Below are 13,060 nucleotides of genomic sequence, written 5' to 3'. Positions count from 1 at the left end.
CATATCGGCAGCTGGCGCGTCAAAGAAACCGACCGCATCGCGGCCATGGCCTGCGAGCTGCGCAAACTGGGCGCAACGGTCGACGAGGGACCCGACTGGCTGCGTGTGCACCCCCTGCCCCCCGATGGCCAGGGCTGGCGTGCAGTGGCGCTGCACACCTACGACGACCACCGCATGGCGATGTGCGGGTCGCTGGCGGCGTTCAACCCAGCACGGCTGCCGGTGCGCATTCTCGACCCGCAGTGCGTAGGCAAGACCTTTCCGGACTATTTCGAAACCCTGTGGTCGGTGGTGAAAACCGAGCCCGCGCACATCCCCGTGATCTGCATCGACGGGCCTACCGCCTCGGGCAAGGGCACGTTGGCCGCCGCCGTGGCGCAGCGGTTGGGCTACCACGTGCTCGACTCGGGCGCCTTGTACCGTTTGGTGGGCCTGGCCGCCGAGCGTGCAGGCATCCCGACCGACGATGCTGCCCTGGCCGATCCGGCGATCGTGCAGTCGCTGGCCACGCTGGCCGAGACGCTGCCCGTGCGGTTTGCCGACGGCCGCATCTGGTTGGCAGGAGATGATGTGACCGCTGACGTACGCACCGAGGCGATCGGCATGGCGGCGTCGCGCGTGTCGGCGCTGCCGGCGGTGCGCACGGCGCTGCTGGCGCTGCAGCGCGGCTTTCGTCGCCTGCCTGGCTTGGTGGCCGACGGGCGCGACATGGGCACGGTGGTCTTTCCCGATGCACCGCTGAAGATCTTTTTGACCGCCAGCGCCGCCACGCGCGCGCGCAGGCGCTACGAGCAGTTGATTTCGCGCGGCGAAGCTGCTAGCATTGACAGTCTTTTGGCTGATTTGGAGGCGCGCGATGCGCGCGACCAAACGCGCGCGAGTGCGCCCCTGAAGCCAGCCGAAGACGCGCTGCTGCTCGACAACTCGGACCAGTCGCTGGACGAGTCGGTGCAAACCGTGCTGTCGTGGTGGCAGAGCCGCCGGCCTTTTGCCGCCTGAGGACGTCCGCCTCGGGCGCTCGGGCTGGCCCCACGAGGGCCCCAACGGCGCCGCCGAACCCGTCTTCGCGCGCCCGCGGGATCATCCACCCACCACCCGGAATCCATTCGGGTGAACACCCAACCGCCGCCGGTTGCGGACGACCGCGGCACCCAGGAAACTTGCATGTCTGAATCGTTTGCCGCCCTGTTCGAAGAATCGCTCAAGCGCGCCGAAATGCGCCCCGGCGAGGTCATCACCGCCGAAGTCGTGCGCATCGACCACAACCATGTGGTCGTCAACGCCGGGCTGAAGTCGGAAGCCTACATCCCGCTGAGCGAATTCAAGAACGATCAGGGCGAACTCGAGGTCCAGGTCGGCGACTTCGTCGCCGTGGCCGTCGAGGCCGTCGAAAACGGCTATGGCGACACCATTCTGTCGCGCGACAAGGCCAAGCGCCTGGCCTCGTGGATGGCGCTGGAAAAAGCGCTGGAGTCGGGCGAGTTCGTCACCGGCACCACGACGACCAAGGTCAAGGGCGGCCTCAAGGTCATGGTCAACGGCATCAGCGCCTTCCTGCCCGGCTCGCTGGTCGACACGCGCCCGGTCAAGGACCTCACGCCCTACGAGGGCAAGACCATGGAGTTCAAGGTCATCAAGCTCGACCGTAAGCGCAACAACGTCGTGCTGTCGCGCCGCGCGGTGATCGAGGCCTCGATGGGAGAAGAACGCGCCAAACTGCTCGAGACCCTCAAGGAAGGGTCTATCGTCACCGGCGTGGTCAAGAACATCACCGAATACGGTGCCTTCGTCGATCTGGGCGGCATCGATGGCCTGTTGCACATCACCGACATGGCCTGGCGCCGTGTGCGCCACCCCAACGAGGTGGTGCAGGTCGGCCAAGAAGTCACCGCCAAGGTGCTCAAGTTCGACGCCGAGCGCCAGCGTGTCAGCCTCGGCCTCAAGCAAATGGGTGACGACCCCTGGCTGGGTGTGGCGCGCCGCTACCCGGCCGGCACACGCCTGTTCGGCAAGGTCACCAACATCGCCGACTACGGCGCGTTCGTCGAGCTCGAGCCCGGCATCGAGGGCCTGGTGCACGTCTCCGAGATGGACTGGACCAACAAGAACGTGGCCCCGAACAAGGTCGTCTCCATCGGCGACGAAGTCGAGGTCATGGTGCTCGACATCGACGAAGACAAGCGCCGCATCAGCCTGGGCATGAAGCAGTGCAAGCCCAACCCCTGGCAAGAATTTGCCGACACGCACAAGCGTGGCGACAAGGTCAAAGGGCCGATCAAGTCGATCACCGACTTCGGTGTCTTCGTCGGCCTGGAAAACGGCATCGACGGTCTGGTGCACCTGTCCGACCTGTCGTGGAACGAGCCGGGCGAAGTGGCCGTGCGCAACTACAAGAAGGGCCAGGAAGTCGAGGCGGTGGTGCTGGGCGTGGACGTCGAGCGCGAGCGTATCAGCCTCGGGATCAAGCAGCTCGACGCCGATCCGTTCACGACCTTCGTGTCGGTTCACGACAAGGGTGCCACCGTCACCGGTACCGTCAAGAGCGTCGATGCCAAGGGTGCGGAAATCGACCTGGGCAACGATGTGGTGGGCTACCTGCGCGCCTCCGAAATCTCGCGTGACCGCGTCGAAGATGCGCGCAACGTGCTCAAGGTCGGTGACGAAGTGACCGCCGTGATCGTCAACGTCGACCGCAAGAACCGCAACATCCAGCTCTCGATCAAGGCCAAGGACGCCGCCGACCAGCAAGAAGCGATGGCCAGCCTGAGCCAAGCCACGGGCAACGCTGGCACCACCAACCTGGGGGCGCTGCTGCGCGCCAAGCTCGACAGCCAAAACAACGGCTGACGCCGCCTCTCGCCCCCGGTTCGACCCGGGGCGAAGCCGAAGCCCGGACGGGAATCCCCGCCGGGCTTTTTTCATGGCGCCGCCGCTTCCGCACGGCCGACGGCTGCTCGTGTCACGCGCAGCTGGGCATAATGACGCCATGAACCGCAGCGACCTCTTCGAAGCGCTCGCCGAGCGCCACCCCCATCTGACCGCGACCGATGCCGAAGTCGCCGTCAAGACCCTGCTGGAAGCCATGGCCGAGAGCCTGATCGCGGGTCAGCGCATCGAAATCCGTGGGTTTGGCAGTTTCAGCGTCGCCGAGCGCGCCGCGCGCCAGGCGCGCAACCCCCGCACCGGGGAGCGTGTCGCCGTGCCGCCGAAACGCGTGCCCCACTTCAAACCCGGCAAGGCCTTACGCGAAGCAGTGGACCAAGCCGCCCGGAGTCGGGCATGAAGGTGCTGGGCTGGCTGCTCAAGGCGGCCGTGTTCCTGCTGATCTTTGCGCTGGCGCTCAACAACCAGGCACCGGTTCGTGTGCACGGCCTCTTTGGCGCCCAGTGGGAGGCGCCGCTCGTACTGGTGCTGCTGATGGCGCTGTTTGCCGGGGTGCTGCTGGGCATCGCGGTGATGGCACCGCTGTGGTGGCGTGCGCGGCAAGCGGCCCGGCGCACACCCGCGAGCACCGCCGCGCAGCCCGCCCCGCCTCAAGCCGCTGCCGACGAACCGCCCCATGGGATTTGATCTTTCTTTGTCCTGGCTGCTGTGGGCGCTGCCACTGGCGTTTGCACTGGGCTGGCTGGCCTCGCGCTGGGACGTGCGGCAATGGCGCCTGGAGGGGCGGCAGGCACCGCGCGCGTACTTTCGCGGGCTCAATCACCTGCTCAACGAGCAGCAGGACCAAGCCATCGACGCCTTCATCGAAGCCGTGCGGCACGACCCGGACGCGGCCGAGCTGCACTTCGCGCTGGGGGGATTGTTTCGCCGGCGGGGGGACTACGACCGCGCCGTGCGGGTGCATGAGCACTTGCTCGCCCGCGCCGATTTGCCAGCGGCCGAGCGCGAGCGGGCCCAGCACGCGCTGGCCTTCGATTTTCTGAAGGCGGGGCTGCTGGACCGGGCCGAAGCCGCGTTCACCGCCCTGCTGGGCACGCGCTACGACACCGACGCCCGGCTCGCGCTGCTGGGTATTTATGAACGCTCGCGCGACTGGGTGCGGGCGGCCGAGATGGCGCAGGCGCTCGACGGTGGTGAGCGGGGCAGTTTTCGGCTGCGCTGGGCACACCACCGCTGCGAGCAAGCCGCCGACCTGCAACGCCACGGGCACACGACCGAGGCGCTAGCCGTGTTGGAGTCCACCGTGGCGCAGGTGCCGACATCCGCCCATGCCTGGGCCTCCCTGGCGGATCTGCGCCAGTCCCTGGGCCATGTCGAGGGCGGGCTGGCCGCGCTGGAGGCGCTGGCCGATCACTGTCCCACCCACGTGCCACTGGTCGCGCACAGCCTGGCCCAATGGGCACAGCGCATCGGCGCGCCACAGCGTGCCCGTGACCGGCTGCAGGCGTGGGCGGCCGACCACCCCGCGTCGCTGGATGTGACACAGGCACTGGCCACGCTCGACGACGACCCAGCGCTGGCGCGGCAGCGCTACATCGATCATTTGCGTCAGGAGCCGTCGTTGGTGGCGGCCACCCTGTGGCTGGCCGGTGCCCCCCTGGGCACGAGTGACGAGGAGCGGCTGGTGCGGCGGGCGCTCGAGCGCGCGTGCGAGCCCCTCAAGCGCTATCGGTGTGCCGCCTGCGGCTTCGAGTCGCGCCAGTATTTTTGGCACTGCCCCGGCTGCCAAGGCTGGGACACCTATCCCCCACGCCGCATCGAGGAGCTGTGAGCGCCGCCGCGCGGCGCACGGCAAGGCATGCGCGACGTTCGCCGGCCCTCATCCCGCCACCACGGCGCCGAGCGCCGCCTCGTCCACGATGCGATAGAGCCGCCCGACGCGATCCAGCGGCTCGATCACGCCGGCGCGCACCAACGCACTGATCTCGCGGCTGACGGTCTCGAGTTTGAGATCCATCATGGCACCCATGTCCTCGCGCGAGAATAGCGTCACGACCGAGGGATCGGTCGCATGACGCATCTTCAGGATGAAGTTGGCCACACGCTGGCGCGCGGTGCCAAAATTGAGGGCCGCCAGCCAATCGTCGGCCTCCTTGAGCGCTTGCTGCCATTTTTGCAGCAGCCGCCAGTGCAGGCGTGGCGAGTTTTGTGCCAGCCGGTGGATGACGTCAGTCGGAATGCGGCACAGCGACGCCTCGGTCAGCGCCACCGCCTCGCTGTCGTAGCGGCTGGTGGCCAGCGCCTCCAGCCCTACCACGTCGCCGGGGCGCAGCACGCGCAGCACGCGCTGGCGCCCGTCCGGTGTGCTGCGCACCAACTTGATCAGCCCCGAGCGCAGGGTGAAGACGCCGAAGGCGGCGTCCCCCTCCTGATACAGCGACTGCCCCGCCGAGAAGACCAAGTCATCGATGGGGGCGTGAATCAGGTTGAAATCCTGTTCGTTCAGATCCGCGAACAGCACCATGTCGCGGATCCCGCACGATTTGCAGTCGGCCGTGCCACGCCAAGCGGATTCGGTCTTGATCGGGATCATCCCGCGATTGTCACCGAAACCGCGCGAGCTTGCCAAAAGCGATTCACGACACCCGCGGCGCGAGCTCGCCTTTCTCGTAGCGGCGGCGCATCTCGTCGAGGCTGTAGATCTTGCCAATGCGGCTGGCCATGCCCGCGCTGCCGAACGCCTCATAGCGCGCCTTACAGATCGCACTCATGGCCTTGGTGGCTTCCTTGAGGAATTTGCGCGGGTCGAAGTTCTTGCGGTCCTCGGCCAGGTGCTTGCGGATGGCGCCCGTGGCCGCCATGCGCAGGTCGGTGTCGATGTTGACCTTGCGCACGCCGTGCTTGATGCCCTCGACGATCTCTTCCACCGGCACCCCGTAGGTCTGCCCCATATCGCCGCCGTAGCTGTTGATGATGGCGAGCCAGTCCTCGGGCACGCTGGAGCTGCCGTGCATGACCAGATGGACGTTGGGGATGCGGGCATGGATTTCCTTGACGCGGTCGATGCGCAGCACCTTGCCCGTGGGCTTTTGGGTGAATTTGTAGGCGCCGTGGCTGGTGCCAATCGCAATCGCCAGCGCATCCACCTGCGTCTTGGCCACGAAATCGGCCGCCTCGTTGGGATCGGTCAGCAGCATCGAGTGGTCGAGCTCGCCCTCGGCACCGTGGCCGTCCTCTTCGCCGGCCTTGCCGGTCTCCAGGCTGCCCAGACAGCCTAGCTCACCCTCGACCGACACGCCGCAGGCATGGGCGATGTCGGCGACCTGTCGGGTCACGCGAACGTTGTACTCATAGTCGGCCGGCGTCTTGCCATCTTCCAACAAGCTGCCGTCCATCATCACGGAGCTAAAGCCCGACTGAATGGAGCGCATGCACACGCCGGGCGACGCGCCATGGTCCTGGTGCATGCAGACGGGAATATGGGGATACATCTCGATTGCCGCCGCCACCAGATGGCGCAGGAACGGCTCGCCCGCGTAAGAGCGCGCACCCGCCGAGCCTTGCAGGATGACGGGGCTGTTCACCGCGTCGGCCGCCTGCATGATGGCGTGGATTTGCTCCATGTTGTTGACGTTGAAGGCCGGCAAGCCGTAGCCATGTTCGGCCGCGTGGTCCAGCAGCTGTCGCAGGGTGATCAGTGCCATGATGGAGTCTCCTCAGGGTAAAACAGGACGAAAAAAGCGGGGTTGGGGCTGCGGTGACGCGTCAGCCCTTCGCACGCCGCGCCAGAATCTCGAACGCCGGCAGCGTCTTGCCTTCGAGCACCTCGAGGAAGGCGCCGCCGCCAGTGGAGATGTAGCCAATGTCGGCCTCGATGCCGTATTTGGCGATCGCCGCCAGCGTGTCGCCACCGCCGGCGATAGAAAACGCACTCGAGCGCGCAATCGCCTGTGCCAGCGCGCGGGTGCCGTGCTCGAAGGCGTCGAACTCGAACACCCCCACGGGCCCGTTCCAGACGATGGTGCCTGCCTGCTCCAGCAGCGCAGCCAGCGCCTGCGCGGTCTGCGGACCAATGTCCAGAATCATGTCGTCGGCGCCGACGTCGGTCGCCGCCTTGACGGTGGCCGGCGCGTCGGGCTTGAACTCGGGGGCCACCACCACGTCCGTCGGGATGGGCACTTGGGCGCCGCGCGCGGCCATCGCGTCCATGACCGCACGCGCCTCGCCCACCAGGTCGGGCTCGGCCAGGCTTTTGCCGATGGGCAGCCCCGCGGCCAGCATGAACGTGTTGGCGATGCCGCCGCCCACGATCAGGCGATCGACCTTTTGCGCGAGCGACTGCAAAATGGTGAGCTTGGTCGACACCTTGGAGCCCGCCACGATGGCCACCAGCGGCCGCGCCGGTTGCTCGAGTGCGCGCGTGAGCGCATCAATCTCGGCTGCCAGCAGCGGGCCGGCGCAAGCCACGGGGGCGTATTCGGCCACCCCGTAGGTGCTGGCCTCGGCGCGGTGGGCGGTGCCAAACGCATCGTGCACGAAGATGTCGCACAGCGCAGCCATCTTGCGCGCGAGCGCCGGGTCGTTTTTCTTCTCGCCTTTGTTGAGGCGGCAGTTCTCCAGCAGCACCACCTGGCCGGGCGCGACACTGAAGCCGCCATCGGCCCAGCGCTGGATCAACGGCACCGGCAGGCCCAGGAGCTCGCTCAGGCGCTCGGCCACCGGGGCGAGCGTGTCTTCGGGCTTCGGCGCGCCTTCGGTCGGGCGCCCCAGATGCGACGTCACCATCACCGCCGCACCAGCGTCGAGCGCCATGCGGATGGCCGGAATCGAGGCGCGGATACGGGTGTCCTCGGTGATGCGCGCGCGCCCGTCTTCGAAGGCGAGCGGCACGTTCAGGTCAGCGCGGATGAAGACGCGTTTGCCCTGGGCTTGACCCTGGGCGCACAGATCGGCAAAGCGGATGAAGTCCATGGTCGGTCAGGCGGTGGGGTGGCGGCGACGGGGCACCGCCACCGGGATCTTCGAAATCACGTCGGCTTACAGCGAGCGGCCCACCACGCGTGCCATCTCCAGGCACTTGTTGGAATAGCCCCACTCGTTGTCGTACCAGGAAACCAGCTTGACGAACGTCGGGTCGAGCTGGATGCCGGCTTCGGCATCGAACACGCTGGTGCAGACCTCACCGCGGAAGTCGGTGGCCACCACCTTGTCCTCGGTATAGCCCAGCACGCCGGCCAAACCGCCCTCAGCCACGGGTTTGGCGGCCATGGCACGCATGGCGGCGCAGATCTCATCGTAGCTGGCCGGGCGCTCGAGCTCACAGGTCAGATCCACCACCGACACGTCGCTGGTCGGCACGCGGAACGCCATACCGGTGAGCTTTTTGTTCAGGCTGGGGATGACCTTGCCCACGGCTTTGGCGGCGCCGGTGCTGCTGGGGATGATGTTTTCCAGGATGCCGCGGCCACCGCGCCAGTCCTTGTTGCTGGGCCCGTCGACGGTTTTTTGCGTGGCGGTGGCGGCGTGCACGGTGGTCATCAAGCCGCGCTTGATACCCCACTGGTCGTGCACCACCTTGGCCAGCGGCGCCAAACAGTTGGTGGTGCACGAGGCGTTGGAGATGATTTCCTGACCCTGGTAGGCCGTGTGGTTGACGCCGTAGACGAACATCGGTGTGTCGTCCTTGCTTGGCGCACTCATGATGACGCGCTTGGCGCCCGCCTGCAGGTGCTTGCGCGCCCCCGCGTCATCCAGAAAGATGCCGGTGGATTCGATGATGACGTCGGCACCGATGTCCCCCCAGCGCAGGTTGGCGGGATCGCGCTCGGCGGTCAGGCGGATGCGGCGGCCGTTGACGACCAGCTCGTTGCCCTCCACCGCCACCTGCCCCTGGAAGCGCCCATGCACGCTGTCGTACTTGAGCATGTAGGCCAGATAGTCGGGCTCGAGCAAGTCGTTGATGCCGACGATCTCGATGTCGTCGAAGTGGCGCACCGCAGCACGAAACACCATGCGGCCAATGCGGCCAAAACCGTTGATACCAACGCGCAGGGTCATGGAAAGGTTCTCCTTGTTTTGCAAAAGTTGACGATCTCGTCCGTCAGATCACCGCCGCGCCCATGGGGTCAGGCGGCAGGGGCCATCTGGGTCAATGCCTGGGGAAACAGCGCCGAAAAGTCGGCGATCACGCGATCCGGGGCGCACGCCTCGATGGGCTGCCCCATGTTATAGCCGTAGGGCACGCACCACACGGCGATGCCGGCGTTGCGGGCCGTGGCCACGTCGATGCTGGAGTCGCCCACCAACAGCGCGCGCTGCCGCTGCACCCCGTAGCGTAACAGGCTGTCGGCCACGGCCAGCGGATTGGGCTTCTTCACCGGCAGCGTGTCGCCACTGATGACGCGGTCGAACAGCGCCTGCATCTGGTGCGCCTGCAGCACGCGCTGGGTGTAGCGGTCTTCTTTGTTGGTCACCACCACGCGGCGTACACCCGCGGCCTGCAGCGCCTGCAGGACATCGATGACACCGGGGTAGGGATGGCTGCGCGTGCCGCAACGCGCCTCGTAGTGGCGCTGGAAAATGGCCTCGGCCGCTGCGAAGTCGGGGTCCGCGCGCACGGCGTCGGCCGAGCTGCCGCGCCGCGACGCCAACGCCTGAACCAGTAGCTCGCGCGTACCGTGCCCGATCCAGCGCGTCACCTCATCCAACGTCGCCGCCGGCAGCCCCAGCTCGGCGAGGGTGTCGTTGACCGCATCGGCGATCTCGGGCGCGGTCTCCACCAGGGTGCCGTCCAAGTCGAACAAAATGAGGTCGAACGGGAGTGCCGCTGCGCCCGTCATGTCCGCCGCGTTCACACCAGCACCTCGCGCACGGCCTGCGCCACGGCTTCCGGGGTGATGCCGAAATAGCTGTACAGCGCCGGCGCCGGGGCAGATTCGCCAAACCGGTCGATACCCACCACGCGGCCGCGCCGCCCCACGTACTTGTACCAACCGTCCGGGTGCGCCGCCTCGACGGCCACGGCGGGCAAATCGGGAGGCAGCACGGCGTCTTGCCACACCCTATCTTGGCGGTCAAAAACGCTGGTGCTGGGCATGGACACCACGCGCGTGGGCACCCCCTCGGCCGCCAACGCCGCCTGCGCCTTGAGCGCGATCGACACCTCCGACCCGGTCGCGATGATGGCCGCGCGTGCGCCCGGCATGTCGCTCAAGACGTAGCCACCGCGTGCCGCGCCTTCGGCGTGCGCACGTTGTGTGACCACCGGCAGGTTTTGGCGCGACAGGCACAGCGCCGTGGGGCCATCGCGCCGCTGCACCGCGGCGGCCCACGCCACCAGGGTTTCCAGCGCATCGGCGGGGCGCCACACGTCCAGGTTCGGGATCAGGCGCAGGCTGGGCACGTGCTCGACGCTTTGGTGCGTGGGGCCATCCTCGCCCAGCCCGATGGAGTCGTGCGTGAAGACGTGGATGACGCGCTGGCGCATGAGCGCCGCCATGCGGATGGCGTTGCGCGAGTAGTCGCTGAACGTCAGGAACGTGCCGCCGTAGGGAATGTAGCCGCCGTGCAGGGCGATGCCGTTCATGATGGCAGCCATCCCAAACTCGCGCACGCCATAGCTGAGGTGGTTGCCCCAACGGTCACGCCCAGCGATCGTGCAGCCCTTGAAGTTGGTGAGGTTGGAGCCGGTCAGGTCGGCACTGCCGCCGAAGAATTCGGGCACCAGTGGCGCCAGCGCATCGAGCGCCAGTTGGCTGGCCTTGCGCGTGGCCACCGCGTCGGTGCGCTGCGCGGCAGCGTCCAGCAGCGCGGGCAGGCGCTCGGCCAAATCACCGCGCAGCTCGCCGCGCATGCGACGCGTGAATTCCGCGGCCAGATCGGGATAAGCCTGGGCATAGGCGTCGAAGCGCTGCTGCCACTGCGCCTGCAGCAGCTGGCCATGGGTGCGCGCGTCCCACGCGGCGTAGATGTCGGCCGGGATCTCGAACGGCCCGTAGGGCCAGCCCAGCGCCTCGCGCGTGGCCTGCACCTCGGCGGCGCCCAACGCCGCGCCGTGCACGTCGTGCGTGCCGGCCTTGTTGGGCGAACCCTGGCCGATGACGGTCTTGCAGCAGATCAGCGTGGGCTTGCCGTCCGGACGCAGGGCCTGCGTGCGCGCCAGGCGCAGCGCCGCGTCCACCGCGTCCGGGTTGTGCCCATCGACGTCGCGAATCACGTACCAACCGTAGGCTTCGAAGCGTGCCGGCGTGTCGTCGGCAAACCAGCCCTCGACGTGGCCGTCGATCGAGATGCCATTGTCGTCATAGATCGCGATCAGCTTGGACAGGCGCAGCGTGCCGGCGAGCGAACACACCTCGTGGCTGATGCCCTCCATCATGCAACCATCACCCAAGAAGCAGTAGGTGAAGTGGTCGACGATGGTGTGGTCCGGCCGGTTGAATTCGGCCGCGAGCAGCTTTTCAGCCAGGGCCATGCCCACGGCGTTGGCGATGCCCTGCCCCAGCGGCCCAGTCGTGGTCTCCACGCCGGGGGTAATGCCCACCTCGGGGTGGCCCGGGGTTTTGCTGTGCAACTGGCGAAAGGCCTTGATCTCCTCGATCGGCAGATCGTAGCCTGTGAGGTGCAACAGCGCGTACAGCAACATCGAGCCGTGGCCGTTGGAGAGCACGAAGCGGTCACGGTCGGGCCAGGCGGGGTCGGTGGGGTTGTGGCGCAAGTGCCGGTTCCACAGCACCTCGGCGATCTCGGCCATGCCCATGGGCGCGCCTGGGTGGCCGCTCTTGGCTTGCTCGACCGCGTCGATGGCCAGCATGCGGATCGCGTTGCTCATGCGGCGCTGGGTCTCGGGCTTCGGCGCCGGTCGGATGTAGAGGGTATCGTTGTTCATATGCCCTATTGTCTCTCGTGTTGACGCCGTTTCAGGCCACGCCCAGCGCGCGCTTGCGGCGCTCCATCATGCGCCAGATGAACGGCGTAAAGATGAGCTGCATGGCGAGCTCCATTTTGCCGCCCGGCACGACGATGGTATTGGCGCGGCTCATCCACGAGCCATCGATCATCGACAACAGATAGGGAAAGTCGATCCCTTTGGGCTTGGCGAAGCGGATCACGCACACGCTCTCGTCGGCAGTGGGGATATCGCGCGAGATAAAGGGGTTGGACGTATCCACCACCGGCACGCGCTGGAAATTGACGTGGGTGACGCCGAACTGAGGGCAGATGTAGTTGACGTAGTCGGGCATGCGGCGCAGGATGGTGTCGACCACTGCCTCCTGGCTGTAGCGGCGCTGCGTCTTGTCGCGAATGAGCTTTTGGATCCACTCCAGGTTGATCGAGGGGGCCACGCCAATGAGCAGGTCCGGGTACTGTGCCACATTGACCTTGTCGGTCACCACCGCGCCGTGCAAGCCCTCGTAGAACAGCATGTCGGTGTCGTCGGGCAGGTCTTCCCATGGCGTGAAGGTCCCGGGCTCCTGGCCATACGGGGCCGCTTCCTCCTCGTTGTGCAGGTATTTGCGGCAGCGCCCGCGGCCCGTCTCGGCGTAGGTGCGAAAGAGCGCCTCCAGCTCCTCGAACAGGTTGGCCTCCGGCCCGAAATGGCTGAAGTGGCGGTTGCCGCGCGCCTCCTCCTCGGCCATGCGCTGGCGCATTTCCTTGCGGTCGTAGCGGTGAAAGCTGTCGCCTTCGATGATGGCGGCCTTGACCCCCTCGCGGCGGAAGATGTTCTGAAACGTGCGCGTGACGGTGGAGGTGCCAGCGCCCGAGGAACCGGTGATGGCGATGATGGGGTGTTTTTCGGACATGGGTCAAAACTCCAGACGGCGGTCAATCACGAAACAGGGTGCGCTCGCCGAACAACGGGCTGTCGTCCTTGAGCGGGGCGGGCTCGCGGTGGTAGCGCTCGATGCGCTCGACTTCATTGCGCGAGCCGAATACCAGCCCGATGCGCTGGTGCAGCGACGTGGGCTGCACCTGCAGGATCGGCTCGCGCCCGGTGCTGGCACGCCCACCGGCTTGCTCCATCAGAAAGCCCACCGGGTTGGCTTCGTACAGCAGGCGCAGCCGCCCCGGTTTGGTCGGGTCCTTGGTGTCGCGCGGGTACATGAACACCCCGCCGCGCATCAGGATGCGGTGCGCCTCGGCCACCATGGAGGCGATCCAGCGCATGTTGAAGTCC

General features: G+C 67.0%; 12 protein-coding genes and 1 pseudogene. 5 read left to right on the top strand and 8 right to left on the bottom strand.

Going from position 1 to position 13,060, the window contains the following annotated elements:
- The 5 genes from cmk to Q0716_RS02790 form a co-directional block, all read left to right on the top strand.
- Positions 1–999: (d)CMP kinase (cmk, locus tag Q0716_RS02810; RefSeq protein ID WP_299019428.1), on the top strand; the 999-nt coding region annotated here is incomplete at its 5' end.
- Between the two features lie 111 nt (positions 1,000–1,110).
- Positions 1,111–2,847: a 30S ribosomal protein S1 gene (gene rpsA / locus Q0716_RS02805; protein WP_299019426.1), complete on the top strand. Its 1,737-nt coding sequence runs from the start codon at positions 1,111–1,113 to the stop codon at positions 2,845–2,847.
- A 139-nt stretch (positions 2,848–2,986) separates the two neighbouring features.
- Positions 2,987–3,283 (top strand): integration host factor subunit beta, encoded by a 297-nt coding sequence (locus Q0716_RS02800; protein WP_299019424.1) that lies wholly within the window; start codon positions 2,987–2,989, stop codon positions 3,281–3,283.
- Positions 3,280–3,570, top strand: coding sequence for a lipopolysaccharide assembly LapA domain-containing protein (locus tag Q0716_RS02795; RefSeq protein WP_299019421.1), 291 nt, complete (start codon positions 3,280–3,282; stop codon positions 3,568–3,570). The genes Q0716_RS02800 and Q0716_RS02795 overlap by 4 nt, the downstream gene beginning before the upstream one ends.
- On the top strand, positions 3,560–4,714 hold the full coding sequence (locus tag Q0716_RS02790; protein WP_299019413.1) for a lipopolysaccharide assembly protein LapB: 1,155 nt from the start codon (positions 3,560–3,562) through the stop codon (positions 4,712–4,714). The genes Q0716_RS02795 and Q0716_RS02790 overlap by 11 nt, the downstream gene beginning before the upstream one ends.
- A 48-nt stretch (positions 4,715–4,762) precedes the next feature.
- Here Q0716_RS02790 and Q0716_RS02785 read toward each other — a convergent pair whose 3' ends face one another.
- The 8 genes and pseudogenes from Q0716_RS02785 to Q0716_RS02750 form a co-directional block, all read right to left on the bottom strand.
- Complete coding sequence (locus Q0716_RS02785; RefSeq protein ID WP_299019410.1) at positions 4,763–5,476, bottom strand: Crp/Fnr family transcriptional regulator; 714 nt, start codon at positions 5,474–5,476, stop codon at positions 4,763–4,765.
- A 43-nt stretch (positions 5,477–5,519) separates the two neighbouring features.
- Positions 5,520–6,587, bottom strand: a complete 1,068-nt coding sequence (gene fba, locus Q0716_RS02780) for a class II fructose-bisphosphate aldolase (RefSeq protein WP_299019408.1) — start codon at positions 6,585–6,587, stop codon at positions 5,520–5,522.
- 61 nt (positions 6,588–6,648) lie between these two features.
- Positions 6,649–7,854, bottom strand: a complete 1,206-nt coding sequence (locus Q0716_RS02775; RefSeq protein WP_299019393.1) for a phosphoglycerate kinase — start codon at positions 7,852–7,854, stop codon at positions 6,649–6,651.
- Positions 7,855–7,920: 66 nt separating this feature from the next.
- Positions 7,921–8,940: a type I glyceraldehyde-3-phosphate dehydrogenase gene (gap, locus tag Q0716_RS02770; RefSeq protein WP_299019390.1), complete on the bottom strand. Its 1,020-nt coding sequence runs from the start codon at positions 8,938–8,940 to the stop codon at positions 7,921–7,923.
- 68 nt (positions 8,941–9,008) lie between these two features.
- On the bottom strand, positions 9,009–9,737 hold the full coding sequence (gene gph / locus Q0716_RS02765; RefSeq protein WP_299019389.1) for a phosphoglycolate phosphatase: 729 nt from the start codon (positions 9,735–9,737) through the stop codon (positions 9,009–9,011).
- Positions 9,734–11,770, bottom strand: a complete 2,037-nt coding sequence (gene tkt, locus Q0716_RS02760) for a transketolase (protein WP_299019388.1) — start codon at positions 11,768–11,770, stop codon at positions 9,734–9,736. The genes gph and tkt overlap by 4 nt, the downstream gene beginning before the upstream one ends.
- Positions 11,771–11,801: 31 nt before the next feature.
- Positions 11,802–12,686 carry a phosphoribulokinase gene (locus Q0716_RS02755; protein ID WP_299019387.1) on the bottom strand — a complete coding sequence of 295 codons (885 nt, stop codon included), beginning with the start codon at positions 12,684–12,686 and terminating at the stop codon, positions 11,802–11,804.
- 22 nt (positions 12,687–12,708) lie between these two features.
- Positions 12,709–13,060 (bottom strand): annotated as a pseudogene (locus Q0716_RS02750) (class 1 fructose-bisphosphatase); the annotation flags it as partial.

The sequence above is a fragment of the uncultured Tepidimonas sp. genome, from assembly GCF_938045175.1.
Lineage (GTDB): Bacteria > Pseudomonadota > Gammaproteobacteria > Burkholderiales > Burkholderiaceae_C > Tepidimonas.
This window is presented reverse-complemented; position numbering and strand designations above follow the sequence as displayed.

What these genes read in the sequence shown, in the direction of transcription:
- Q0716_RS02775 (WP_299019393.1), bottom strand. Translation starts at nt 7,854, where the DNA reads ATGGACTTCATCCGCTTTGCCGATCTGTGCGCCCAGGGTCAAGCCCAG.
- Q0716_RS02800 (WP_299019424.1), top strand. Translation starts at nt 2,987, where the DNA reads ATGAACCGCAGCGACCTCTTCGAAGCGCTCGCCGAGCGCCACCCCCAT.
- Q0716_RS02785 (WP_299019410.1), bottom strand. Translation starts at nt 5,476, where the DNA reads ATGATCCCGATCAAGACCGAATCCGCTTGGCGTGGCACGGCCGACTGC.
- tkt (WP_299019388.1), bottom strand. Translation starts at nt 11,770, where the DNA reads ATGAACAACGATACCCTCTACATCCGACCGGCGCCGAAGCCCGAGACC.
- Q0716_RS02795 (WP_299019421.1), top strand. Translation starts at nt 3,280, where the DNA reads ATGAAGGTGCTGGGCTGGCTGCTCAAGGCGGCCGTGTTCCTGCTGATC.
- Q0716_RS02790 (WP_299019413.1), top strand. Translation starts at nt 3,560, where the DNA reads ATGGGATTTGATCTTTCTTTGTCCTGGCTGCTGTGGGCGCTGCCACTG.
- gap (WP_299019390.1), bottom strand. Translation starts at nt 8,940, where the DNA reads ATGACCCTGCGCGTTGGTATCAACGGTTTTGGCCGCATTGGCCGCATG.
- Q0716_RS02755 (WP_299019387.1), bottom strand. Translation starts at nt 12,686, where the DNA reads ATGTCCGAAAAACACCCCATCATCGCCATCACCGGTTCCTCGGGCGCT.
- fba (WP_299019408.1), bottom strand. Translation starts at nt 6,587, where the DNA reads ATGGCACTGATCACCCTGCGACAGCTGCTGGACCACGCGGCCGAACAT.